Raw genomic sequence first — 22,139 nt, 5'->3', positions numbered from 1 at the left:
CTGCGCGGCGAGCCACGCATGAAACGCGGCCGGCGGCTCGGCCACGACTTCGAACGCCATGTGCGCATGCTGCGCGCCGCAGTATTGCGAGCACTGGCCGCGGTAGACGCCAGGCCGGTCTGCCTGCAGCCATTGACGATTGGTCTGGCCGGGAATCGTCTGGGTCTTGCCGGCGAGTTGCGGCACCCAGAACGCGTGGATCACGTCGGCGCTCTTCAGTTCGATCGCGACGGGTTGGCCCACCGGAATATGAATCTCGTTCGCCGTGACGAAGCCCCGGCCGTCCGCATCGTCGGGATAACGCACGGCCCACCACCAGTCCTGCGCGGTCACGGTGATCGTCAGCGTGGGCGGACGCGGCGGCGCCGCGACCGCACCCAGCACGCGCAGCATGTACACGAGCGCGCCGAACAGCAGCAGGATCGAGATCGCGGTGCCGACGGTCACGATCGTCAGCCCGCTGCCATAGCCGCCGCCCGCCTGCACGCGGCGGCGAAACAGCGCGATCAGCAGCAGCACGGCGATCGCGACGCACACGAACGTGCACAGCGCGAGCAGCGCCCAGCCGAGCACGAAGACCGGCTGCGCGGCGGGGCCGGCCGCATGCACGACGTACGCGAGCGGCAGCGGCGCGGCAGGATTGCCGGGCGCCACGGGCTCGGCGGCCGCGCGCGCGACGATCGGCGCGGCCGCCCACGCGAACGGTGCGATGCGTGTAATACGACGCGTTTTCCTGAACGGCGGAACGAGCAACACGACTCCTTGCCGCATTCGGCGGCGTGACGACAGCCGTTCGCGGCAGAGCAAATTTCGTGCGCGCGCCGCTCGTACGTATGCGGTCGTGAGGGGGCGGGACGGCGGGCACAACAGCCGGCGCGTTACAGCCGGCTTGTAAATCGAGCGGCGCATTTTTACGCGCCCGCGTGGCAAGCGGCAGGCCGTTTGCTGTGCCGATCGAGTTCCGGAACGACGCGACAGCGGCGGCGTGTCGGCCATCATCGCAAAAAGAATCGACCGTGCGTCGTGCCGTCCCGCGGCCTTACGATTCGCCTTTCCCTCCCTTGCCGCTCTTGCCGCCATGTTCGCCGTTGCCCGGCAGCACGGCCGACAACACCTGCCGCGCGGTCTCGACGATCACGTTGCCCTCGCGCGGGTCGCCTTTCACCAGCGTTTCGGCGAAATGCTTCGCCTGCTGCAGCGTCACGTGCGGCGGCAGCGGCGGCACTTCGGGGTCGCTCTTCACCTCGAGCACGACCGGCCGATCGGACGCGAGCGCTTCGTCCCACGCGGCGCCGAGCTGTTCCGGATCGTCGACGTAGATGCCCTTGAGGCCGAGCAGCGTCGCGAAGCGGTAGTACGGCACGTTCGGGATCTGCTGCGACGCGTCGAACTTCGGGTCGCCCTCCATCACGCGCTGCTCCCACGTGACCTGGTTCAGGTCCTCGTTGTTCAGCACCATGCAGATCCAGCGCGGGTCGGGCCACTGGCGCCAGTATTTCGCGACCGTGATCAGCTCGGCCATGTTGTTCATCTGCATCGCGCCGTCGCCGACCATCGCGATCACCGGGCGCACCGGGTACGCGAACTTCGCGGCGATCGCGTAGGGCACCGCGGCGCCCATCGACGCGAGGCCGCCGGACAACGAACCCATCATCCCGCGCCGCATCATCAGGTCGCGTGCATACCAGTTCGCGCAGGAGCCCGAATCGCTCGTCAGGATCACGTCGTCGGGCAGGCGCGGCGACAGCTCGGTAAACGCGCGCTGCGGATTCACGCCGCGCCCCGCGCTGGCCTTCGCAGCTGCGCGCGCCGCGAGCGCGTCGTGCCAGTCATGGTTCCATTGCGCGATCCGGTCGCGCCACGCGGTGTCGCGCCGCTCGTTCAGCAGCGGCAGCAGCGCGCGCAGCGTCTCGGCGCTGTCGCCGACGAGGTTGACTTCCATCGGGTAACGCAGGCTCAGCATGTCGGCCTTCAGGTCGATCTGCACGCCGCGCGCCTGGCCTTCCTTCGGCAGGAATTCCGAATACGGAAAACCCGAGCCGATAACCAGCAGCGTGTCGCATTCGGTCATCAGTTCGTAGCTCGGCTTGGTGCCGAGCAGCCCGATCGAGCCGGTGACCCACGGCAGGTCGTCCGGCAGCGCGGCCTTGCCGAGCAGCGCTTTCGCGGCGCCCGCGCCGAGCCGGTCGGCCACCGCGATCACCTCGTCGGTCGCCTTCAGCGCGCCGGCACCCACCAGCATCGCGACTTTCGACCCCGCGTTGAGCACGTCGGCCGCGCGCCGCAGGTCGTCCGCATACGGCACGACTTTCGGCGCGGTGTAGCCGACGCCCGAATGTACGGTGCCGTGCGCACGCTTCGGCGGCGCGTAATCGAGCTCCTGCAGGTCGTTCGGCAGCACGAGCGCGGTGACCGTGCGCGCGCCGAGCGCGGTGCGCACCGCGCGGTCGACCAGATGGCGCACCTGGCCCGGCACCGTCGCAAGCTGAACGAATGCGCCTGCAACATCTTTGAAAAGCGCCGGAAGATCCACCTCCTGCTGATAGTGGCCGCCGAGCGCCGCGCGCGCTTGCTGGCCGACGATCGCGAGCACCGGCATGTGATCGAGCCGCGCGTCGTACAGGCCCGTCACGAGGTGCGCGGCGCCGGGGCCCGACGTCGCGACGCATACGCCGAGCTCGCCTGTAAATTTTGCATGCGCGGACGCCATGAAGGCTGCCATCTCCTCGTGGCGCGCCTGGATGAATTCGATCTTGCCGTCCGCACGGTTCAGCGCGCCGAAAAAGCCGTTGATGCCGTCGCCCGGGTAGCCGTAGATGCGGCGCACGCCCCAGTCGTACAGTCGCTCGACGATGAAATCCGCCACTGTCGCCATGCCGTTTCTCCTTGGTTCGGGATGAGCCGATGGGAGGCAGCCGCGCAAGGCACATGCCGCGCCGCGTGCGTCGGGCACGGCGGTTGCACGCCGCATCCGCAAGCAAAAAAAGCAAGCTGACCGGAGCGCGGCGACGGCACGTTCCATCGCGCCGGCGATCGACGACGTGTGCGCTCGCGCGCACCGTGTGCCGACCGCCCGGCCCGCAGCCGCATGCGGATGCGCGCTGGCAGTGAATCGCATGGCGCGACTATCGCCGGCACCCGCCGTCACGCGTCCGGACGAGCAAGACCGCACACGCGAACCATTCACTTTCCTAGCGAGGAGGGGGCATGCCTGCCTTCAACCGATCATTCCTGCGCCGCTGTGCCGCCTGCGCACTGCTGGCCGCGTGCGCGTCGGCGCTGCCCGCGGCAGCCCAGTTGCGCCCACCCAATCCAGCCAGCGTGCCCGACACGTCCACGCAGGCGTTCAAGCGCGCCGACCGAAAAATGATGGAAGCGATGGAGAGCGCGCCGTACACCGGCGACGCCGATCGCGATTTCGTCTCACACATGGCGCCGCATCACCAGGGCGCGATCGACATGGCGCAGGTCGAGCTCAAATACGGCAAGGACCCGACGCTGCGGCAGCTCGCGAGCCGGATCGTCGCCGCGCAGCGCGACGAGATCGCGCTGATGGAGCGCTGGCAGAAGGAGCGCGGCAAAACGCCGTGAGCCGCGATGCGAGACGGCGATACGCAGCCGGCTGTATCGATGGTTCGGCATCCGATGAGTGGCGATACCGGACACGTGCCGAGGCGATGGCCGTGCGTCCTATCGGCTGCGAAAGGAGGCGCGATGCATGGACGGTGAGCACGAGACGGCAGGCCGTTCGATCGACAGCGTCGCCGACTACATGGCCGCGATCGGCGCGCAGCGGCAGACGATGGCGCTGCGGCTCTTTCGCGGCCAGTGCAACGCCGGCTGGCCGCTCGTGCCGGGCATCGCTCGGCAGCGCGCGTCGCCTGACGTGGAAGCGCGGATGCTCGACGAATTCACGCGGCGCGCACTGCCGCATCTCGAACCCGGGCAGAACCTCGATGCGTGCGACTGGCTCGCGCTCGCGCAGCAGCACGGGATGCGCACACGCCTGCTCGACTGGTCCGGCAACGCGCTGGCCGCGCTGTGGTTCGCGGTCAGGCGCGCGGGCGAAGCGGGCGGAGACGGCGTGGTGTGGTGCCTGTCGCACGACGCCGACGACATCGCGACCGCAGCCGAACGGCGCGCGCCGCTGCAGGTCACGCGCACCAAGGTGTTCCGTCCGCGGCACGTGATGCCGAGAATCACCGCGCAGGACGGCTGGTTCACGATTCACTGTTACGACGCCGGCGCCGAGCGCTTCGTGCCGCTCGACCAGCATGGGGACCTCGCCGGCCGCCTGATGCGTATCGTCGTGCCGGGCGCCCGGTTCGCGACGATCCGGCAGGAACTCGCCGGTGTCGGCGTGAGCGTCGCGACGATCTTTCCGGATCTCGACGGCATCGCGCAATTGACCGACACGCGCTATTTCCCGGACGACGAGGACACACACGCGCCGCGGTAAAGCCCACACGGGCTGCGGGCCGGGCACGCGCGATGCTTGTCCTCGACGGCGCGTACACGGGACCGAACCCCAAACGCCCGGCTTGCGACCGGTTCGCGGCAGGCGACGCGGCGGCTCCTGCGCGCGATTCAAACAGAACATCGAATCCGGAGGCTTTCATGCGCGAACCCAACGAACCACCGCGCGGTCGTCGCGACACGGCGTGCGGGCCCGCCGCCGGTTCCCGGCCGGCCGGAAACGCCGTCACCCGCGCGTTCGAACGTTTTGCGTCGAGCGTGACCACCTGGGCCGGCTCGCCGGTGGCGTTCGGCAGCGCGGTCGCGATCACCGTGCTGTGGCTCGTGAGCGGGCCGCTGTTTCATTACTCCAACGCGTGGCAGCTCGTGATCAACACCGGCACCACGATCATCACGTTCCTGATGGTGTTCCTGCTGCAGCGCAACCAGAACCGCGACAGCGTGGCGTTGCACCTGAAGCTCGACGAACTGCTCGCGGTCACGCGCGCGGCGAGCGACCGGCTGATCGGGATCGAGGATGCGTCGGAGGAGGAATTGCGCGCGTTGGCGCAGACCTATGTCGAAATGGCGCAGCGCGCGGCCGAGCGCGGCGAGGACGAACCGGGCGGCAAGCGCGCGGAAACGGCCGACACGCCGCCCGAATCCTGATCGTCGGATCTTCCGATCGAGCGATGTGCGGCCCGATGATTTTTCAAACGCTTGTCGTTTCGGTCGGCGCACCGTGGTGCGACGGCTCACATGCGCCGCTCGCAGCGGGGAACGGCACGTGCTGCATGCCGAAACGAAGCCCGGTCGTTCCGGGTATTGCCTACGGTGCCTCCATGAACTCCAGAACCCCTTCGAACCCGTTGTTGAACCTTGCGGTGGCCGTCGCTTGCGGAGCGGCCGCGATGTACTTCCTCGATCCGGCGTCCGGCCGGCGCCGACGCGCTTATCTGCGCGACAAGGCGGTTGCGGGCCGGCACGACGTGGCCGATTATGCGAATACGCAGGTGAAGCGGGCGGCCGACCATGCGCGCGGCGCGATCGTCGGCCTGCGGGCGGACTGGCTCGCGGGCGATGCGAGCGACGTGCAGGTGGCCGAGCGCGTGCGCGCGGCGCTCGGCCGGCTCGTCGCCCGCCCGCGCGACATCGACGTGAGCGTCGAGCGCGGCAACGTGTGCTTGACCGGACAGGTCGAGGAAGCCGAACGTCAGGCGCTGATCGACGGCGTCGCCGCGCTGCATGGCGTGCATCACGTCGAGGACGCGATGGGCGCGCGCAGCGAGTACAAGGCGTCGCCCGACGGTCATTCGCAGTGACGCGGCCGCGGCTGCCCGCACCGGCGGGGGGCCGGTGAACGAGTACGACACGCATTCGGCGCACGCACGGCTGCCGGCACGACGGCAGCCTGGCGCCCCAACCGGAGCAAGCCCATGATCGACCGCCAGCCCCCCGACACGACGCCTCCGCAGCCGGAGCCCGGCGCGCACGACGCGCTCGAACACCTCCTCGGCAGCCTGCATCGGCACGGCTTCCTGCGCTTCGCGAACGAAGTCGTCAGCGCGAACGCGCGACTGGCCGACACGTTCGTCGACGCGCTCGACAAGCCCGGCATGCAGAGCGGTATGGAGAATCTCGCGGTGCTCGTGACGGCGCTGTCGCGCATTCCGCCGGAACAGTTCAGCCGTGCCGCGTTCGCGGCGGCCGACGCGCTGCATCACGTCGGCTCGTGGCAGCCGTCTCAGCACGAGCATGTCGCGCCCGGCGTGCGCGGCGTCTACCGGCTGCTGCACGACGAGGCGCTGTGGGATGCGTTGACGCCGCTGCTCGAAGGGCTGAAGGTCTTCGCGCAAGGGCTCGCGCGCGATCCTCGGTCGCCGGTCGCCGAGCTCAACGAGACGACGAAAGACGCGTGAGCGCGCGCGGTTGCAGGTCGCTCGCGGCGCACAGGCCCGCGAACTGACGAATGATGCGCTGCGTCGGCGCGCTGGCCGGCCAGTGCGATACCGCGTCGATGCCGACCCAGCGGCACAGTGCGATTTCCCGGCCCGGGCACGCGTGCGCGCCGAGCGGCAGGCTCGCGACGAAGACGTGATGGCGTTTCACGCTGCCGTCCACGTAGAAGAAATACGCGAGTTCGAGATCGGCGAGCCCCGTTTCCTCCCGAAGTTCGCGATGCGCGGCGTCGAGCGCCGATTCGCCGCGCCGAATCACGCCGCCCGGCAGTGTCCAGCGCGACGCTCGCCCGCGCGCGACCAGCAGCACACGCTGGTTGCGATGGCAGATGATCGTCGCGCGTTCCTTCGCCAGCGGCGCCAGCGGCACCGCGCGAACAGGGAAATCGGCCGGGTCGGGTAGCGTCATGCAAGGCAGGCAACGGGTGATTGAAAGATCCACGGCCTTGTACAGCAACGTGCATGCCCGCTTCGCCGCCGCGCCGGCCGGCATGCGGACGTTTCAGGGCCGCTGCCCGATCGCCGTCCGCGATTTTTCAACGGCTTGTCATTTCTGCCGCCGGCCATCGAGGGCGGGCCGTGCGGCGCGACGTATGAACTATCGCGAGTCGTCCGGTTCGTCGGGCCGATGCGGCGTCCCGCTTTCCGGCTCGGTCGGCTTGCCTTCGGCGGGGTCGTGGGCGCTGCGCGGCGGCGGCGTGCCCGTGCCGCGGCGCTTGCCTTCGGGGCCGGGCGTGCTGTCGCCGCGATCTTCGCCGCGTGTATCGGTGTCGAGCGAGGTGGAGCGTGCCATGGTTCGCGAGTCCTGTCGGGGGCGGTCGTAATGCACGCGTCGCGCATCGTGCATGCCGCGGTCGGACGAAGCAGGTGGCCGGGCCCGCCGTTTGCTTGATCGCGCGCTTGAGGTCGGCGCGAGCAATGTCGCCCGCGCCGCCGCCTGGAGCCCCGTTTCATGCCCGATGCGATCCTGTGCCCGTTGTCCGTTCGTGAGCGATGGTGCGTCGCGGTCCGGCGCGCGTTGACGCCCGGACCGCGACGCACCGGCGCGCCGGACGCGTTCGCGCCGGCGGTGGCCGGTGTCGCCCTGTCGACGCCGATGAGGCCGATGGCGCCGATGCGCGTGCCTTGGCCGGCGTTAGCGCCTGCGTTCCAGCGCTGGTCCACCGCCATCGCCCGTGCAGGCGACGGCCAGTCCGGCGGCGGCAGCGGCTCGGGCGCCGCGCCAGGCCGCAACGGCGAGCACTCGACCGACGCGCCGGGCGGCGGTGGCGGCGACGACCATCCGCACGACGACCGCGGCGGCCGCACCGGCGGCGACGGGGATGGCAACGACGGCGAACGCAAGCGGCCCGGCAAGAAGCCGCTGATCATCCTGGGCGCGGTGGTGTTGGTGCTGCTCATCGGCGGGCTCGTGTGGTGGTTCGCGACGCGCAACCAGGAAAGCACCGACGATGCGTATACCGACGGCAACGCGATCGCGGTCGCGCCGCACGTGTCCGGCTACGTGACGCGCCTGGCGGTCGACGACAACACCTTCGTGCGGCGCGGCGACGTGCTCGTCGAGATCGATCCGCGCGACTACCGCGCGCAGGTCGACGCGGCGCAGGCCCAGCTCGGTCTCGCGCAGGCGCAGCTCGACGCGGCGCGCGTGCAGCTCGATATCGCGCGCGTGCAGTATCCGGCCCAGTACCGGCAGGCGCGCGCGCAGATCGAATCGGCGGAAGCCGCGTACCGGCAGGCGCTCGCCGCGCAGTCCCGCCAGCGGGCGGTCGATGCGCGCGCAACCTCGCAGCAGGCGATCGACGCGGCCGATGCGCAGCGCGCGACCGCCGACGCGAACGTCGCGATGGCCCAGGCGCAGGCCCGCACCGCGAGCCTCGTGCCGCAGCAGATCCGGCAGGCCGAGACCGCCGTCGAGGAACGCCGCCAGCAGGTGCTGCAGGCACGCGCGCAGCTCGAGACGGCCAACCTGAACCTGTCGTACTGCGAGATGCGCGCGCCGTCCGACGGCTGGGTCACGCGGCGCAACGTGCAACTGGGCTCGTTCCTGCAACCGGGCACGTCGATCTTCTCGATCGTCACGCCGCGCGTGTGGGTCACCGCGAATTTCAAGGAGTCGCAGCTCGAGCGGATGCGCATCGGCGACCGCGTCGACGTGTCGGTCGACGCGTATCCCGATCTCGACCTGCACGGCCACGTCGACAGCATCCAGCTCGGCAGCGGCTCGCGTTTCTCCGCGTTCCCGACCGAGAACGCGACTGGCAACTTCGTGAAGATCGTGCAGCGCGTGCCGGTGAAGATCGTGCTCGACGGCCCGCTGCCGACCCGTCCACCGCTCGGTCTCGGCCTGTCGGCCGTGCCGACCGTTCACCTCAAATGACCGGCCGCCGTGCCGCGGCCGGTGCCGACCGGAGCGATCCGATGCCCGATACCCGCATGCCGTTCCCGTTTCGCGAGGCCCGCCGATGAGCCGGCCGCCCGAGCGCGGCGGCGCGTCCGGCGGCACCTGGCGACCCGCCGCGAATCCGTGGCTCATCGCGATCGTCGTCACGCTCGCCGCGTTCATGGAAGTGCTCGACACGACGATCGTCAACGTCGCGCTGCCGCACATCGCCGGCACGATGTCGGCGAGCTACGACGAGGCGACCTGGACACTCACGTCGTATCTCGTCGCGAACGGCATCGTGCTGCCGATTTCGGGGTTCCTCGGGCGCCTGCTTGGCCGCAAGCGCTACTTCCTGCTGTGCATCGCCGCGTTTACCGTGTGCTCGTTCCTGTGCGGCGTCGCGACCAACCTCGGCGAACTGATCGTGTTCCGCGTGCTGCAAGGGCTGTTCGGCGGCGGGCTGCAGCCGAACCAGCAGTCGATCATCCTCGATACGTTTCCGCCCGAGCAGCGCAATCGCGCGTTCTCGATCTCGGCGATCGCGATCGTCGTCGCGCCGGTGCTCGGGCCGACGCTCGGCGGCTGGATCACCGACCATTTCTCGTGGCGCTGGGTGTTCCTGCTCAACGTGCCGATCGGCGCGCTGACCGTGCTCGCGGTGATGCAGCTCGTCGAGGACCCGCCGTGGCGGCGCGACGCCGAACGCGGAATCTCGATCGACTACATCGGCATCGGGCTGATCGCGATCGGGCTCGGCTGCCTGCAGGTGATGCTCGATCGCGGCGAGGACGAGGACTGGTTCGGCTCGAACTTCATCCGCGTCTTCGCCGTGCTGTCCGTGCTCGGGCTGGTCGGCGCGACGCTGTGGCTGCTGCGTACGAAGAAACCGGTGGTCGACCTGTCGTGCCTGCGCGACCGCAATTTCGCGCTCGGCTGCGTGACGATCGCGACGTTCGCGGCCGTGCTGTACGGCAGCGCGGTGATCGTGCCGCAGCTCGCGCAGCAGCGTCTCGGCTACACGGCGACGCTCGCGGGGCTCGTGCTGTCGCCCGGCGCGCTGCTGATCACGCTCGAGATTCCGCTCGTGAGCCGGCTGATGCCGCACGTGCAGACGCGCTATCTGGTCGGGTTCGGCTTCGTGCTGCTGTGCGCTTCGCTGATCTATTCGCGCACGCTGGTGCCGGACATCGACTACACGCACCTGATGTTGATCCGCTGCGCGCAGTCGCTCGCGATCGGCTTCATGTTCGTGCCGATCACGACGCTCGCGTACCTGACCGTGCCGCAGCGGCTCAACGACGACGCGTCCGCGCTGTTCACGATGTTCCGCAACGTCGCGGGCTCGATCGGCATCTCGGTGTCGACCGCGCTGATCCGCGAGCGCACGCAGGCGCGCATGGCGCATCTGTCCACGCACATGTCGACGCTGTCGCAGAACTTCCAGGATGCGTTGCAGGAGAATGCGCGCGCGATCGGCGCGCTGACGGGCGCGCAGCCGTCGGCCGCGCTGCAGACGGCGAGCGGGCGGCTGTACCAGACCTTCATCGAACAGGCGACGATCCTCGCGTATATCGACGTGTTCGCGATCCTCGCGGTGTTCTGCGCGTTCAGCATTCCGCTGACGTTCCTGTTCTCGCCGGCGAAGGCCGCGGGCGGCGCGGGAGGGCATTGATGATGACGATGCATCGACGCGGCCGTTGCCGACATTCGCTACCCGCACGCGGAATCGCCGCGATGCTCGCCGCCTGCGCGGTGCTTGCGGGCTGTACCGTCGGACCGGATTTCAAGCCGCCGCAGGCGGACGCGCCGGCCAACTGGCATGACTTGCAGGCCGCGGACGCGGCATCGCCGGCATCGGGCGCGTCAGCGGCATCGGCTGCATCAGCGGCATCGGCCCCCGGCGCACATGCGCCATCGTCGCCGGTGACGAGCGCCGATCCCGATCCGCGCTGGTGGCGCGCGTTCGGCGATCCGCTGCTCGACCAGCTCGTCGAGCGCGCCGCGCATGACAACCTCGACGTGCAGGCCGCCGTGCTGCGCATCGCCCAGGCGCGCGCGCAGGTCCGCGCGGCCGCCGCGCAGGGTTTGCCGGACGTGCGTGCGACCGCGAGCTACCAGCGCGAACAACTCGGCCTGAAAGGGATCGTCGAGGAGCAGGGCATCGACCAGCGGGTCGATCGTCTCGGCGCGCCGGGCTCGCCGCTCGACCGGTTCGGGCCGGGCACCGGCGCGAGCGTGCAGCAAGGCGCGCGCGGCGCGCTCGATGCGCTCGAAGCGCCGGTCAACCTGTGGCAGGCCGGGTTCGACGCATCGTGGGAGCTGGACCTGTTCGGCCGGGTGCGCCGCTCGGTCGAAGCGGCCGGCGCGCAGGCGAGCGCGGCGATCGCGAGCCGCGACGATGCGCTGCTGTCGCTGGAAGCCGAAGTCGCGCAGACCTATCTGCAACTGCGCGGCGCGCAAGCGCAGCGCGCGCTGGCCGACGATCTGCAACGCGCGCAGCGGGAACTGCTCGACCTGACGCGCGAGCAGGCCGCGCACGGTCTCGCGAGCGATCTCGACGTGCGCAGCGCCGAGGCGCGGCTCGCGCAGATCCGCACGCAACTGCCGCAGTTCGACCAGCAGATCGTGCTGCTGCGCAACGGTCTCGCGTATCTGGTGGGCGGCGCGCCGGGCGCGCTCGACGACTGGCTCGACGCGCCGCGCGCGTTGCCGGACGTGCCGCCGGCCGTGCCCGTCGGGCTGCCGTCGACGCTCGCGCGCCGGCGCCCCGACATCCGCCGCGCGGAGGCCGAGCTGCATGCGGCCACCGCCGACGTCGGCGTCGCGGTCGCGCAGTTCTATCCGGACATCTCGTTGACGGGGCAAGTCGGGTTGCGTGCGTCGCACGTGCGCGAGCTCGCGCACTGGTCGCACCTGTTCTATTCGTTCGGACCGGCCGTCTCGCTGCCGATCTTCTCCGGCGGGCAGCTCGTGTCGAACCTGCGGCTGTCGCAGGCGCGCCAGGCGGAAGCGGCGCTCGCCTACCGCCAGGCCGTGCTCGTCGCGCTGCGCGACGTCGACAATGCGCTGGCCGTGTACCGCACCGACCAGGCGCGCGCGGCCGCGCTCGACGATGCGGTGAAGGCCGAACAGGGCGCGCTGGATCTCGCACGCGATCGCTACAGGAAAGGGCTGTCGCCGTTCCTCGACGTGCTGGACGCCGAGCGGCAATGGTCGGAAGGCCGGCAGCAGGCCGAGCAGGGCGCGTTGCAGAAGACGACCGATCTCGTCGCGCTGTACAAGGCGCTCGGCGGCGGATGGGAGGCCGGCTCGGGCACGAACTCGGATGCGGGGGCAGAGGCGGCACGCACCAGATAGCCGCAAGCGCGTGCCGGGCTTCGCGAGCCGCGCTCGCGCAACGTCGTTCGCCGGCCCGCGCGCGGCCTCAATCCCACGCGTGCTTGCTGAACTGATAGCCCTTCGAGCGGATGGTCTTGATCCGCTTCGGTTCGTTCGCATCGTCGCGCAGCTTGCGGCGCAGCTTCGAGATGCGGCCGTCGATCGACCGATCGAGGCCGTCGAACGCGATGCCGCGCAGCAGCAGCGTCAGGTCTTCCCGGCTGACCACCTCGCCCGCGCGGCATACGAGCGCCCACAGCAGGTCGAATTCGGTCGACGTCAGGCGCGGCATGCTGCCGTCGGGAAGATGCACGCGACGGTCGGCCCGGTCGATCGAGAACTTGCCGAACACGTATCGCTGCGGCGAATCCGGCACGGGCTCGCCGGCCGGCACGCGCGTACGTCGCAACTGCGCCTTGATCCGCGCGAGCAGCAGGCGCGGCTCGACCGGCTTGCGGAGAAAGTCGTCCGCGCCGAGTTCCAGGCCGAGCAATTCGTCGAACGGTTCGTCGCGGCCCGTCACCATGATGACGATGCCGTCGTAATGCATGCGCGCCTCGCGGCAGATCTCGAAGCCGTCCTTGCCCGGTAGGTTGACGTCGAGCAGCACGAGATCGGGGCGGCTTGCGACGATCGCCGGTACCGCGCCGGCGCCGTCGAACAACGTGTCCACCCGGTAATGATGCTGGCGCAGATAGTCGGCGATCAGCGCGGACAGCGGGACGTCGTCTTCGACGAGCAGGATTCGAATGGGCATCGGTAAACGAAGGGGCAAAACGGGAAGGTGGCGAGCGGTCAGGCCCAGTCCGAACGCGTCGTAGCCGAAGCGACGTGGATGATACTGCGCAACATTCCGACGGAATGTGACGAAATCTGGATCGTTCGGTGAGCTTAGCTGTGGGCCAATCGCTGCGGGCGATTGGAAAGCGCGGGGTGGGTAGCGTCAGGCCGCTTGTGAGGTTGAAACAGGTCGATGCGAGGTCCGGCGCGGCGCGCGCGATGATGCGCGAGCGGGCATCCTTCAGACGAAAACGTTTGCGCCGATCCGGCGTCGGCGAGCCTCCCTTGCACCGGCCGAACCCAGGCCAGGCAAGGTTAGTCGACATATCATTACAAAATATTACCGACGTGGGCGCGTCTCGGTCCCTACAATTCCCGAACCTGACTTACGCGCCTCGCATACTGCGATGGCCTCTGTTTTCCGGTCGCATCGACCGCCGGCTTCGACGACACGTCGAGTCAGGCGGCTCGCGTGCGGAACCGGGATGCGCGTGGGTCGGATCGATGCCGCACCGGCTCGCGACGGGCCGGCAAGCGGACAAGACGAATGATTCACGGAAATCACGGGATTCACGGGGAAGCGAAATGACGCCGTTGCAAGTCGTCCTGAGTCTCGATGCACTCACGCATGCGATCGAAGCCGCGGTGGCGCGCGCCGACTGGAACGAGGCCGTCCGCGCTGCCGAGATGCGTTCGGCGTTCATCGTTGCGCTTGCACCCGATCAACCGGACGAGGTCATGTCGGCGCTGATGAAAGTGCAGGAGATCGATGTCCGGATCTCCACCGTCGCGCGCGAAACGCTGGAGGCGCTCGTCGCGGAGGGCTGGACGGCGTTGCACGCCAGCCGCGCGGCAACGAACGCGCTGAGAGTGCGGCAGCGGTCGCTCGACACTGGCGCCGCGGCAACGCGGCACTGAGATTCGTTTCCTTCGGTGCTGGCATGAGATTCAGAAAACGCGCGAGTCAGGTCGATGCAACACGATGGTTCGCCGAGGGCGACCATGAACGGGTAGAGCGTCGTGAGGGCAAGTGGGCGGTCGCGACGCCGGAAGGCTGGCGATCGGTGAAGCCGGGCGACTGGATCGTGCGCGATGAATGCGGCAACTGCTGGCCGATGGAAGACGGCCTCTTCATGCATTGCTACGAACCGGCAGCGGACTGACCCGGTTGCCGGTTCGCCGCGCTTACCGGCTCTTGCGCGAGAACATCAGCGAATCGGCGTCGTTGAAGCGGATGCGCCGCGGCTCGCCGTAACCGGCTTTCTCCGCGACCCGGATCGAGGCGACGTTGGTCGGCGCGATCAGGCACACGCTGCGCTCGAACCGCTGCTGTGCGTCGAGCCATGCGAGCGCGGCCGCGAGCGCCTCGGTCGCGTAGCCGTTGCCTTGCGCCCACGTCGCCAGCGCCCAGCCGGCTTCCGGCACGCCGCGAATCGGCGGCTTGATGTTCCGATGAAAATCCGCGAAGCCGAGATCGCCGACATAACGGCCCGACGCCTTTTCGCGAATCGCCCAGTAGCCATAGCCGAGCAGCGGCCACAGCCCGCGATACGCGAGCATGCGCATCCACGAGTCGCGCGGTGTGGAGGGCGTGCCGTTGAAGATGTGCGCGACGACGCCGGGCTCCGCCCACATCGCGGCGAGTGCGTCGAAGTCGCCGAGCGGATGGCCTTCGAGAATCAGGCGCGGCGTGTCGAGAACGGGCGGGGACGAGACGGGGGGCACGGCGCTGAATGTCATCGGGCGTTCCATGAGGGAAAGCGGCACGGCTGCCGCGCTTGGGCTCCGTACGATACCGCGTAAACGGCGAGCGGGGCGCAATGCCCCGCCCGCATCGGGGCATGACGTGCGATCGTGCCCGTCCCGTAGGGTCGTTACTTGCGGCTTTTCAGGAAGGAACGCCCTTCGGCCGTGATCGACGCCCCGGAGCGGCCGTGCGGGGGATGGCTGACGAACCCGGCGCTGACGAGCTCCCGCGCGATCGACCAGCCGAGCGCCGGCGCATCGCGGCCGTAGCGAACATCGGCGAGGCGTTCGAGCGCCCAGATCGCGGAGGCCGACAGGTTGGGGGTGTTGGACGTGAGATTGTCGTTCATCGCTTCCTCGGGAAATGGCGTTTCGGGATGGACGGCGCGTGGCCGCGGGATCGGCGGCGCAAGCGTCAGCCTGCTTGCAGCAACGGCAACAGCGCCTGCAGTGCCGCTTCCTCGTCGGGGCCGGTGGCGAGCACCTGGGCCGACGTGCCGCCGTGAACCTGCAGCGACGCGATCGCGCCGCTGTCTTTTGCGTTGCTGCCGTGCCCGTTCGCGATCAGCTGGATATCGCTGTCGAAACGGCGTGCCGCGTCGACGGTCGCGTCGCGCGCGGCGCGGCCCCGATTACGGTTCCAGGCGGGGCCGATTTGAACGTACACGACAGTTGCCACGATGCTGGAAAGCCTCCGGACAGGTGGGCGGAGCGGCGCGCGACCTGCACGGTGGCGCGCGTGTTGCGGACATCGGGCGGCCGGCATGTCACGATTTCCCGCAGGGTCGCGGGGCGCCGGCCGGGCGGAGTGCGCGCGCCATTCGGCGCGAACATGCCGACATCCGCTGCGAAGGCGCATTCAAGTGCGCGGATTGTCGGGAAGTGGGTGATTATAATGCATCGGGCATATCATGTGAATTGCATTATAATGCCGTGTGCGCCGCTGGCGGCCCGTGGCACTGCCGGCGGCCGCATGGCGGCGCATCCGGGCATGCAACCTGCTCGCCCGGCATCGTCGATCGACCCGAACCTCTCCCCGAATGGAAGCTGCAATGAATGCCCCCGCCTGCCCGCAATGCGCGATGGAAAACACTTACCCGGATGGCGCACTGACCGTGTGCGCGGACTGCGGCCATGAATGGTCGGCCGACGCCGGCGCCGAGGCCGGCGACGAACCGGCGGGCGACGTCGTCAAGGACGCCAACGGCAACGTGCTGTCGGACGGCGATTCGGTCGTGCTGATCAAGGACCTGCGCGTGAAGGGTTCGTCGATCACGCTGAAAATGGGCACCAAGGTCAAGAGCATCCGGCTCGTCGGCGGCGATCATGAAGTCGACTGCAAGACCGACATGGGCGGCTTCATGCTGAAGGCGTGCTATCTGAAGAAGGTCTGAGCGCACGGTTCAGGCAGCCGCTGCAGCCGCGTTTTCATCCGCCGCATTTCCAGCCGATTACCCGCACATGGCCGAGGATCGAACTTCCTACGACGCGTTCGTCAGGTTCCTGGCGACGCCGCTGAACGACGGCCGGCCGTTCGTGCTGGAGACGCAGCACGCGGTCTCGCTGCACTTCGATCATTTCGGCACCCAGAGCTTCATGTCGCTGCGCGATCCGGTGCGGCTCGCGCTCGGCTATACGCGCGTGATGATGGGTTTCCTGCTGTTGCAGGCCGAGCCGGCGCACATCTGCATGCTCGGGCTCGGCGGCGGGTCGCTCGCGAAGTACTGCTACCGCCACTTGCCGGGCACGACGCTCGACGCGGTCGAGATCAATCCGGACGTGATCGCGCTGCGCGACGTGTTCAGGATTCCTGCCGATGATGCGCGCTTTCGCGTGGTATGCGCGGACGGCGCGGATCATCTCGAGCGGGCGGACGTCCGGACGGACGTGATCCTGCACGACGCGTTCGTCGCCGACGGGAGGCGCGGGCGCTGTACGGGCGGCACATTTCTCGATATGTGCCGCGCGCGCCTGAGCGAATCCGGCGTGCTCGCGATCAACTTCATGGACGACGATCCCGCCTTGCCGGAGCACCTCGAGCAACTGCGATCGGTATTCGGTTCGTCGTATGCGCTGGTGCCGTGTGGCGACGACAACAACTTCGTTGCATTCGCGTGGAAGGACGGCAGCCGGCTGCCGTCGTTGCGTATCCTGCTGGAGCGGACGCTCGCCTGCCCGCAGGCCGGCGAACTGAAGCTCGCTGCCACCGCGCGGCGCATGAAGCACGGCGAGGGCATCGATCCGCGGCGGCTGGTGTGGCGTGCGCAATCGCACGAACGTTGGGAGATCGGCGCGTAACGGTGCCGGGGTGCCGGGGTGCCGGGGGGTACCCGGCCGGCGCCGCGCGGCCTTGACGGCCGCGCTTACTTCACGCGCTTGCCGATCGCGCTGCGGGTCTTGTACGTGACGCCGTGCCGGTCGAGATATTCGCGGATCAACTGCCGGACGACTTGCGACGGCGTAAGATCCTGCTCCGCGCAGAGCATCTCGAAGGCTTCCTTCTTCGCGGGATCGATCAGGACGGTCAGGCGGGCGGTTTTCGTTTCCATGACGGGGCGAGGGTGGTCGGTATGTTAATCAAATTATAATCGATCCGCTTTCGGCGTTACCGCGCACGCACCGCGCGCACTGCCCGTGGCGCACCATCAGCGTTGGCTGCGCAGCAGTGCGAGCAGGTCGTCGATCACCGGCACGATGGCGAGCGTGACGAGCACCGCGGCGAGCGGCACCGTCGACACGTAGCCCACATGCTTGAAGCCGATGGCGCCGGCCAGGCCGCCGACGAAGAACGACGCGAGCATCGTCGCGTGTATCCGCAGTTTCGAACGGTTGGCGATCACCGCGTGCGCGTCGACGTCGATGGCCGAGCGGTTCCAGTAGAACAGCTTCCCGAGCTCGATGCCGAGGTCGGTCACGATGCCCGTGACGTGCGTCGTGCGGATCTCCGCGCCGGACAGTTTCGTGATCGTCGCGTTCTGCAGCCCCATGATGAAGCACAGCAGCGTCACGGTCACCGGCACGAAGAACGTTTCCCACAGCGCGAGATGGCTGCCGAGCAGCCCGAACAGCAACAGCAGCCCGGCTTCGACCAGCAGCGGCAGCATGAACTGGCTGTGCAGGCCCCGGCGGCGCCCCCAGTTGACGAGGATCGCCGAGCAACTGGCGCCGATCAGGAACGACCCCAGCGAGCTGATGCCGGCGAGCGCGAGCCGCACGTCGCCGAGCGCCGTCTGGTCGGCGATCGCCGACACGATGCCGCTCATGTGCGACGTGTATTGCTTGACCGCGAGAAAGCCGCCGGCATTGGCCGCGCCGGCGACGAATGCGAGCGAAAACCCGAGCTGGCGGTTCGCGGTCGCGCTGCGGTGTTTTCCCGTCAGGTTTCGAAAGTACTGCGCTGGCATAAGGGCTTCGCTCGATCGTCGCGGATTCGCGGGCACAGGCGGAAAAACGATGCCGGGCGGCGTGACGGGCACGCCGCTTGCACCGGATACCGGGCTGCGGAATCATGTGATGAACATGATAATGTCATTATCATACCCTGTTGGCCGGATGGTGCTTTCAGTACAATGGTGCAATGCGTCGCCGGCCGGCTGTTTCGCCGCTGCGCGGCGCGCGCCTGCGATCCCCTTCTGCCCACCGCTTCATGACCCCGATCAAGTTCATCCTTCGCTACACGGCGATCCCGTTCACCGCCATCGTCGCCGTGGTGATCTGGACTGTCATACCATCGTCGAAAGAGATCGATGCGAGACAATACGCGGCGCTGTCGCGCGCGTACGCGAGTTTCCCGCTGCCGTTTAGGCGCGAGATCTCGGACACGATGGCGCACGGCACGATCAACGACCGGCGCTACCAAGTGCTGGTGCGCGATTCGCTGGGCAATGGCGTCGCGCTGGACTGGCCGGCGTCGGGCGTCGGCGGCGTCGCCGACGAGCGGCAAAAACTGGCCGAACTGATTCAGGCCGATTCGGATCTTCAAAGGCAACGGCAATGAAAACCCTGCTGGTTTCTGTGGCATTCGCGATGATCATCGCGAGCCTGATCTTCGCGCTGTACTTCATGAATCACGATCGCGGCAAATCCAAGCGGATGGCGTGGTCGCTCGCCGCGCGCGTCGGCTTGTCGGTCACGCTGTTCCTGTCGCTGCTGATCGCGTACAAGCTCGGCTGGATCGAGCCGACCGGGTTGCCGATCGGGCGCTGACGCGCGGTTGCCGCGCGGGCGCCAGGCGGTTCGATTCCGCGTGATCGCGCCGAAGCGGACTTGACGGCGAGCACCGGTGGTCGATCAGCCCAACGAGGCGGTTCGACCGGGGCAGGTAGCCGTCATGCGAGCGCGGTGAGCGTCGGCGCGGTAGCCGTGCCGCCGGGCAGCGTGGGCAGTGCGTCGAGAAGCGACGCGGTATACGGGTGCGACGGCGCGTCGAATACCTGCGTGACCGGCCCGCTTTCGACCACGCGGCCGCGTCGCATCACGAGAATCCGGTCGGCCACGTGATGCACCACACCCAGGTCATGCGAGATGAACAGCATCGCGGTGCCGTGTTCGGCCTGCAGATCGGCGAGCAGGTCGAGCACTTGCGCCTGGATCGACACGTCGAGCGCGCTGACCGGTTCGTCCGCGACGAGCAGTGCCGGGTTGGACGCGAACGCGCGCGCGATCGCGACGCGCTGGCGCTGGCCACCGGACAATTCGCGCGGATAACGGTCGAGGCACGCCGCACCGAGCTGCACTTCGTCGAGCAGTTGCAGCACGCGGCGGCGGCGCGCGTCGCCGTGGAGTCCGACCACCTCGAGCCCTTCGCCGATGATCCGGCCGACCGAATAGCGCGGATCGAACGAACTGTACGGGTCCTGGGCGATCAGCTGCAGCCGCGCACGGCGGGTGCGCCGCGCGGCTTCGGGGATGCCGTTCCATGGCTGGCCGTCGAGCGTGACGGTGCCGGCGTCGGGTTCGACGAGCCCGAGCACGATCCGCGCGACCGTCGATTTGCCGGAACCGGATTCACCGACGATGCCGAGCGTCTCGCCGCGCGCGAGCGAGAACGACACGCCGTCGACGGCGGGCGGCGCATCGCGTCCGCCGTAGCGCTTCGTCAGCGCGTCGACGGCCAGCACCGGTGCCTGCGCGTCGATGCGCTTCGGCGGCAGCGGCACGCGCTCGGCGGTCGCCAGCCGGAACCCGCGCGACGCGGCGGTGGGAATCGCCGCGAGCAACGCACGCGTGTACGGATGCGTCGGTGCGCTCAGCACGTCGCGTGCCGACCCCTGTTCGACGACCTGGCCCGCGCGCATCACCAGCACGCGGTCGGCCAGCTCCGCGACGACCGCGAGGTCGTGGCTGATCAGCAGGATCGCGTCGCCGGCGTCCCGGCGCGCACGCAGCAGTGACAGGATCTGGCGTTGCACGGTCATGTCCAGCGCCGTGGTCGGCTCGTCGGCGATCAGCAGCGACGCGCCGCCCGCGATCGCGGTGCCGATCAGTACGCGCTGCCGCAAGCCGCCCGACAACTGATGCGGATACTGCGGCAGCCGCCGCTCGGGATCGTCGATGCCGACCGAGCGCAGCAGGTCGGCGCTGCGCGCGGCGACATCGCGCCGACGCGTATCGTGCAACGCCTCCGCGACGAGGTCGCGCACGCGCCACAGCGGGTCGAGCGACACCAGCGCGTCCTGCAGCACGTAGCCGATCCGGCGGCCGCGTATCGCGCGCCAGTCGCGCTCGCGATGGCCGCGCGCATCGATGCCGGCGATCTCGAACCGGGCGGCATCGATCACCGCGTGCGGGCCGTTCAGCCCGACGAGACTGCGCGCGGTGACCGACTTGCCGGAACCCGATTCGCCGACGAGCGCGACGCATTCGCCGGCATGCACGGCAAGGTCGAGCGGGCCGACGACGGCCTGTGTTCCTCGCGGGCCGCGAAACCCGATCGTCAGGCGCTCGATGCGGGCCAGCGGCGCGGCGGAAGATGTCGTTGCGCGCGCAACGGTATCGGGCGTACTCATGCCGCCTCCCGATGTTCGAAGCGCGCCTGCCAGTAGCCGCCGAGCGCGTTCACCGCGATCACGGCCGCGGTGATCGCGAGGCCGGGCCATACGGCGATCCACCACGCGTTGTACAGATAGTTGCGGCCCTCGGCGAGCATCAATCCCCATTCCGCGGCGGGCGGCTGCGGTCCCATCCCCAGGAAGCTCAGTCCCGACGTGCCGATGATCGCGGTGCCCAGCCCGATCGTCGCGAGTACCGGTACCTGCGCGATCGCATGCGGCAACACGTGCCGCCATACCAGTACCGCCGGCGCGAGGCCGAGCGTGCGCGCGTGCTCGACATAGCCGGACGCCGCGACGACGAAGGTCTGCGCCCGCACCACGCGTGCGAAGCGCGGCACCGACGCGACGCCGAGCGCGAACACGAGGTTGACCGCGCCGGGGCCGGTGAACGAGATCAGCATCAGCGCGAGGAGCAGGTCGGGAAACGCGGACACGACGTCGAGCACGCGCGTGATCAGTTCGTCGAGCCAGCCGCGCGCGAGGCCGGCGAACAGCCCGAGCGCGGTGCCGAACAGCGTCGCGACGCCGATCGCAGCCGCGCTGATCGACAGCGAGTAGCGGGCGCCGTACACGACCCGCGAGAAGATGTCGCGGCCGAGCTGATCGGTGCCGAGCCAGTGCTCGGCGCTGCTGCCGAGCTGCGCGGACAGCGGATCGGCAGCCAGCGGGTCGTAGTGCGCGAGCCAGCCCGGTGCGACGACGGCGATCGCGTTCAGCAGCAGATAGACGGCGGCGAGCGCGAGGCCCGGATGGCGGCGCAGCCAGTCGGCGGCGGCGAATGTCGCGGGCGAGCGCAACGTGAAGTCGATGGGCGTGGACATCGAAGTCTCCGGTTCAACGCGCTGCGCGGCGGTCGCGCAGGCGGGGATCGATCAGCAGGTACAGCAGGTCGACGGCCGTGCTGAGCGTGACGTAGATGGCCGCCGACAGGATCGCGATCGCGAGGATCACCGGCATGTCCTTCGATAGCACCGCGTCGACCGTCACCTTGCCGAGGCCGGGCCGGCCGAACACCTGTTCGGTGATCACCGCGCCGCTCAGCAGGCCGCCGACGAGCCAGCCGGCGAGCGTGACGGCCGGCAGCGCCGCGTGGCGCAGCGCATGGCGCACGCGCAGCGCGAGTCCGCCGATGCCCCACGAACGCACCGTCAGCGCGTACGGCTCGTCGAGCGCGCGCTCGATGCCTTGCCGCAGCACGCGGCCGATCACCGCCCCCTGCGCGAGCCCGAGCGACAGCGCGGGCAGGACGAGCGACGCGAAGCCGCGATCGCCGGCCACCGGGAACAGCTTCAGCGTGAAGCTGAATACGAACAGCAGCATGATGCCGAGCCAGAACGACGGCGTCGATGCGAGCAACAGCTCGACGCCCGATGCCGCGCGGCC

Annotated in this window: 27 protein-coding genes; 14 read left to right on the top strand and 13 right to left on the bottom strand. The window is 69.1% G+C overall.

What is annotated here, in order from left to right; genetic code table 11:
* Positions 1-753 (bottom strand): cytochrome c oxidase subunit II (coxB, locus tag AP428_RS33200; protein ID WP_063934033.1); only part of this gene is annotated, 753 nt, incomplete at its 3' end.
* Between the two features lie 286 nt (positions 754-1,039).
* On the bottom strand, positions 1,040-2,875 hold the full coding sequence (locus AP428_RS33195; protein ID WP_011545497.1) for a thiamine pyrophosphate-requiring protein: 1,836 nt from the start codon (positions 2,873-2,875) through the stop codon (positions 1,040-1,042).
* A gap of 332 nt (positions 2,876-3,207) precedes the next feature.
* Here AP428_RS33195 and AP428_RS33190 point away from each other — a divergent pair, with 332 nt between their 5' ends.
* The 5 genes from AP428_RS33190 (at position 3,208) to AP428_RS33170 (ending at position 6,374) form a co-directional block, all read left to right on the top strand.
* Positions 3,208-3,591: a DUF305 domain-containing protein gene (locus tag AP428_RS33190; protein WP_011545496.1), complete on the top strand. Its 384-nt coding sequence runs from the start codon at positions 3,208-3,210 to the stop codon at positions 3,589-3,591.
* Between the two features lie 127 nt (positions 3,592-3,718).
* Positions 3,719-4,459 carry an FRG domain-containing protein gene (locus AP428_RS33185; RefSeq protein WP_011545495.1) on the top strand — a complete coding sequence of 247 codons (741 nt, stop codon included), beginning with the start codon at positions 3,719-3,721 and terminating at the stop codon, positions 4,457-4,459.
* A gap of 158 nt (positions 4,460-4,617) precedes the next feature.
* A complete protein-coding gene (locus AP428_RS33180) occupies positions 4,618-5,124 on the top strand; it encodes a low affinity iron permease family protein (RefSeq protein WP_011545494.1) in 507 nt (168 codons plus the stop codon).
* Between the two features lie 173 nt (positions 5,125-5,297).
* Complete coding sequence (locus AP428_RS33175) at positions 5,298-5,777, top strand: BON domain-containing protein (protein ID WP_041489680.1); 480 nt, start codon at positions 5,298-5,300, stop codon at positions 5,775-5,777.
* A gap of 114 nt (positions 5,778-5,891) precedes the next feature.
* A complete protein-coding gene (locus AP428_RS33170; protein WP_011695022.1) occupies positions 5,892-6,374 on the top strand; it encodes a hypothetical protein in 483 nt (160 codons plus the stop codon).
* Here AP428_RS33170 and AP428_RS33165 read toward each other — a convergent pair.
* Entirely contained in the window at positions 6,349-6,822 is a 474-nt protein-coding gene (locus tag AP428_RS33165) for an NUDIX hydrolase (RefSeq protein ID WP_041489306.1), read from the bottom strand. The genes AP428_RS33170 and AP428_RS33165 overlap by 26 nt on opposite strands.
* Before the next feature lie 189 nt (positions 6,823-7,011).
* Positions 7,012-7,206: a hypothetical protein gene (locus AP428_RS33160; RefSeq protein ID WP_041489204.1), complete on the bottom strand. Its 195-nt coding sequence runs from the start codon at positions 7,204-7,206 to the stop codon at positions 7,012-7,014.
* A 159-nt stretch (positions 7,207-7,365) separates the two neighbouring features.
* On the opposite strand from AP428_RS33160, the gene AP428_RS33155 reads away from it, so the two are divergent.
* The 3 genes from AP428_RS33155 to AP428_RS33145 all read left to right on the top strand — a co-directional run bounded on the left by AP428_RS33155 (position 7,366) and on the right by AP428_RS33145 (position 12,156).
* A complete protein-coding gene (locus tag AP428_RS33155; RefSeq protein ID WP_011545489.1) occupies positions 7,366-8,793 on the top strand; it encodes an HlyD family secretion protein in 1,428 nt (475 codons plus the stop codon).
* Positions 8,794-8,878: 85 nt separating this feature from the next.
* Positions 8,879-10,471, top strand: a complete 1,593-nt coding sequence (locus AP428_RS33150; protein ID WP_011545488.1) for a DHA2 family efflux MFS transporter permease subunit — start codon at positions 8,879-8,881, stop codon at positions 10,469-10,471.
* Positions 10,471-12,156 (top strand): efflux transporter outer membrane subunit, encoded by a 1,686-nt coding sequence (locus tag AP428_RS33145; RefSeq protein WP_054928672.1) that lies wholly within the window; start codon positions 10,471-10,473, stop codon positions 12,154-12,156. Before AP428_RS33150 ends, AP428_RS33145 begins: the two co-directional genes overlap by 1 nt.
* Before the next feature lie 67 nt (positions 12,157-12,223).
* Here AP428_RS33145 and AP428_RS33140 read toward each other — a convergent pair whose 3' ends face one another.
* A complete protein-coding gene (locus AP428_RS33140) occupies positions 12,224-12,934 on the bottom strand; it encodes a response regulator (protein WP_011545486.1) in 711 nt (236 codons plus the stop codon).
* Between the two features lie 608 nt (positions 12,935-13,542).
* On the opposite strand from AP428_RS33140, the gene AP428_RS33135 reads away from it, so the two are divergent.
* Positions 13,543-13,875 carry a hypothetical protein gene (locus AP428_RS33135; protein WP_041489203.1) on the top strand — a complete coding sequence of 111 codons (333 nt, stop codon included), beginning with the start codon at positions 13,543-13,545 and terminating at the stop codon, positions 13,873-13,875.
* A 23-nt stretch (positions 13,876-13,898) separates the two neighbouring features.
* Positions 13,899-14,120, top strand: a complete 222-nt coding sequence (locus AP428_RS33130) for a hypothetical protein (protein ID WP_041489202.1) — start codon at positions 13,899-13,901, stop codon at positions 14,118-14,120.
* Positions 14,121-14,142: 22 nt separating this feature from the next.
* Here the strand turns inward: AP428_RS33130 and AP428_RS33125 are convergent, their stop codons facing one another.
* The 3 genes from AP428_RS33125 to AP428_RS33115 form a co-directional block, all read right to left on the bottom strand.
* Positions 14,143-14,709, bottom strand: a complete 567-nt coding sequence (locus AP428_RS33125) for a GNAT family N-acetyltransferase (protein ID WP_011545484.1) — start codon at positions 14,707-14,709, stop codon at positions 14,143-14,145.
* Between the two features lie 122 nt (positions 14,710-14,831).
* On the bottom strand, positions 14,832-15,053 hold the full coding sequence (locus AP428_RS33120) for a hypothetical protein (RefSeq protein ID WP_011545483.1): 222 nt from the start codon (positions 15,051-15,053) through the stop codon (positions 14,832-14,834).
* Positions 15,054-15,118: 65 nt separating this feature from the next.
* Positions 15,119-15,370 carry an HPr family phosphocarrier protein gene (locus tag AP428_RS33115; RefSeq protein ID WP_034175845.1) on the bottom strand — a complete coding sequence of 84 codons (252 nt, stop codon included), beginning with the start codon at positions 15,368-15,370 and terminating at the stop codon, positions 15,119-15,121.
* Between the two features lie 373 nt (positions 15,371-15,743).
* Here AP428_RS33115 and AP428_RS33110 point away from each other — a divergent pair, with 373 nt between their 5' ends.
* Positions 15,744-16,097, top strand: coding sequence for a zinc ribbon domain-containing protein YjdM (locus tag AP428_RS33110; RefSeq protein WP_006498247.1), 354 nt, complete (start codon positions 15,744-15,746; stop codon positions 16,095-16,097).
* Positions 16,098-16,164: 67 nt separating this feature from the next.
* Complete coding sequence (locus tag AP428_RS33105) at positions 16,165-17,001, top strand: spermidine synthase (protein WP_011545481.1); 837 nt, start codon at positions 16,165-16,167, stop codon at positions 16,999-17,001.
* A 65-nt stretch (positions 17,002-17,066) separates the two neighbouring features.
* On the opposite strand, the gene AP428_RS33100 is transcribed toward AP428_RS33105, so the two are convergent.
* Together AP428_RS33100 and AP428_RS33095 are read right to left on the bottom strand one after the other, a co-directional pair.
* The gene (locus AP428_RS33100) at positions 17,067-17,252 is read right to left on the bottom strand and encodes a ribbon-helix-helix protein, CopG family (RefSeq protein ID WP_006489181.1); all 186 of its coding nucleotides are present in this window, start codon (positions 17,250-17,252) and stop codon (positions 17,067-17,069) included.
* Positions 17,253-17,348: 96 nt separating this feature from the next.
* Entirely contained in the window at positions 17,349-18,107 is a 759-nt protein-coding gene (locus AP428_RS33095) for a YoaK family protein (protein ID WP_011545480.1), read from the bottom strand.
* A 242-nt stretch (positions 18,108-18,349) separates the two neighbouring features.
* On the opposite strand from AP428_RS33095, the gene AP428_RS33090 reads away from it, so the two are divergent.
* Together AP428_RS33090 and AP428_RS33085 are read left to right on the top strand one after the other, a co-directional pair.
* Positions 18,350-18,700, top strand: coding sequence for a hypothetical protein (locus AP428_RS33090; RefSeq protein WP_041489201.1), 351 nt, complete (start codon positions 18,350-18,352; stop codon positions 18,698-18,700).
* Positions 18,697-18,909 carry a twin transmembrane helix small protein gene (locus tag AP428_RS33085; protein ID WP_006489184.1) on the top strand — a complete coding sequence of 71 codons (213 nt, stop codon included), beginning with the start codon at positions 18,697-18,699 and terminating at the stop codon, positions 18,907-18,909. The genes AP428_RS33090 and AP428_RS33085 overlap by 4 nt, the downstream gene beginning before the upstream one ends.
* 122 nt (positions 18,910-19,031) lie before the next feature.
* Here AP428_RS33085 and AP428_RS33080 read toward each other — a convergent pair whose 3' ends face one another.
* The 3 genes from AP428_RS33080 to AP428_RS33070 all read right to left on the bottom strand — a co-directional run.
* Positions 19,032-20,711, bottom strand: coding sequence for an ABC transporter ATP-binding protein (locus AP428_RS33080; protein ID WP_011545478.1), 1,680 nt, complete (start codon positions 20,709-20,711; stop codon positions 19,032-19,034).
* On the bottom strand, positions 20,708-21,577 hold the full coding sequence (locus AP428_RS33075; protein WP_011545477.1) for an ABC transporter permease: 870 nt from the start codon (positions 21,575-21,577) through the stop codon (positions 20,708-20,710). Before AP428_RS33075 ends, AP428_RS33080 begins: the two co-directional genes overlap by 4 nt.
* A gap of 13 nt (positions 21,578-21,590) precedes the next feature.
* The coding region (locus AP428_RS33070) for an ABC transporter permease (RefSeq protein WP_156349367.1) at positions 21,591-22,139 on the bottom strand (549 nt) is incomplete at its 5' end.

Origin of the sequence: Burkholderia sp. E168m22, assembly GCF_001319805.1 — a bacterium.
GTDB lineage: Bacteria > Pseudomonadota > Gammaproteobacteria > Burkholderiales > Burkholderiaceae > Burkholderia > Burkholderia orbicola.
The sequence above is the reverse complement of the archived record's forward strand: the minus strand, read 5'-3'. Positions and strand labels throughout refer to the sequence as shown.

Bases quoted from the DNA above. Each gene is read 5' to 3' on its own strand.
- AP428_RS33130 (WP_041489202.1), top strand. From the start codon at position 13,899: ATGAGATTCAGAAAACGCGCGAGTCAGGTCGATGCAACACGATGGTTC.
- AP428_RS33175 (WP_041489680.1), top strand. From the start codon at position 5,298: ATGAACTCCAGAACCCCTTCGAACCCGTTGTTGAACCTTGCGGTGGCC.
- AP428_RS33105 (WP_011545481.1), top strand. From the start codon at position 16,165: ATGGCCGAGGATCGAACTTCCTACGACGCGTTCGTCAGGTTCCTGGCG.
- AP428_RS33140 (WP_011545486.1), bottom strand. From the start codon at position 12,934: ATGCCCATTCGAATCCTGCTCGTCGAAGACGACGTCCCGCTGTCCGCG.
- AP428_RS33075 (WP_011545477.1), bottom strand. From the start codon at position 21,577: ATGTCCACGCCCATCGACTTCACGTTGCGCTCGCCCGCGACATTCGCC.
- AP428_RS33090 (WP_041489201.1), top strand. From the start codon at position 18,350: ATGACCCCGATCAAGTTCATCCTTCGCTACACGGCGATCCCGTTCACC.
- AP428_RS33165 (WP_041489306.1), bottom strand. From the start codon at position 6,822: ATGACGCTACCCGACCCGGCCGATTTCCCTGTTCGCGCGGTGCCGCTG.
- AP428_RS33190 (WP_011545496.1), top strand. From the start codon at position 3,208: ATGCCTGCCTTCAACCGATCATTCCTGCGCCGCTGTGCCGCCTGCGCA.
- AP428_RS33145 (WP_054928672.1), top strand. From the start codon at position 10,471: ATGATGACGATGCATCGACGCGGCCGTTGCCGACATTCGCTACCCGCA.
- AP428_RS33120 (WP_011545483.1), bottom strand. From the start codon at position 15,053: ATGAACGACAATCTCACGTCCAACACCCCCAACCTGTCGGCCTCCGCG.
- AP428_RS33085 (WP_006489184.1), top strand. From the start codon at position 18,697: ATGAAAACCCTGCTGGTTTCTGTGGCATTCGCGATGATCATCGCGAGC.
- AP428_RS33125 (WP_011545484.1), bottom strand. From the start codon at position 14,709: ATGGAACGCCCGATGACATTCAGCGCCGTGCCCCCCGTCTCGTCCCCG.
- AP428_RS33155 (WP_011545489.1), top strand. From the start codon at position 7,366: ATGCCCGATGCGATCCTGTGCCCGTTGTCCGTTCGTGAGCGATGGTGC.
- AP428_RS33195 (WP_011545497.1), bottom strand. From the start codon at position 2,875: ATGGCGACAGTGGCGGATTTCATCGTCGAGCGACTGTACGACTGGGGC.
- AP428_RS33160 (WP_041489204.1), bottom strand. From the start codon at position 7,206: ATGGCACGCTCCACCTCGCTCGACACCGATACACGCGGCGAAGATCGC.
- AP428_RS33095 (WP_011545480.1), bottom strand. From the start codon at position 18,107: ATGCCAGCGCAGTACTTTCGAAACCTGACGGGAAAACACCGCAGCGCG.
- AP428_RS33110 (WP_006498247.1), top strand. From the start codon at position 15,744: ATGGAAGCTGCAATGAATGCCCCCGCCTGCCCGCAATGCGCGATGGAA.
- AP428_RS33150 (WP_011545488.1), top strand. From the start codon at position 8,879: ATGAGCCGGCCGCCCGAGCGCGGCGGCGCGTCCGGCGGCACCTGGCGA.
- AP428_RS33100 (WP_006489181.1), bottom strand. From the start codon at position 17,252: ATGGAAACGAAAACCGCCCGCCTGACCGTCCTGATCGATCCCGCGAAG.
- AP428_RS33185 (WP_011545495.1), top strand. From the start codon at position 3,719: ATGGACGGTGAGCACGAGACGGCAGGCCGTTCGATCGACAGCGTCGCC.
- AP428_RS33170 (WP_011695022.1), top strand. From the start codon at position 5,892: ATGATCGACCGCCAGCCCCCCGACACGACGCCTCCGCAGCCGGAGCCC.
- AP428_RS33135 (WP_041489203.1), top strand. From the start codon at position 13,543: ATGACGCCGTTGCAAGTCGTCCTGAGTCTCGATGCACTCACGCATGCG.
- AP428_RS33080 (WP_011545478.1), bottom strand. From the start codon at position 20,711: ATGAGTACGCCCGATACCGTTGCGCGCGCAACGACATCTTCCGCCGCG.
- AP428_RS33180 (WP_011545494.1), top strand. From the start codon at position 4,618: ATGCGCGAACCCAACGAACCACCGCGCGGTCGTCGCGACACGGCGTGC.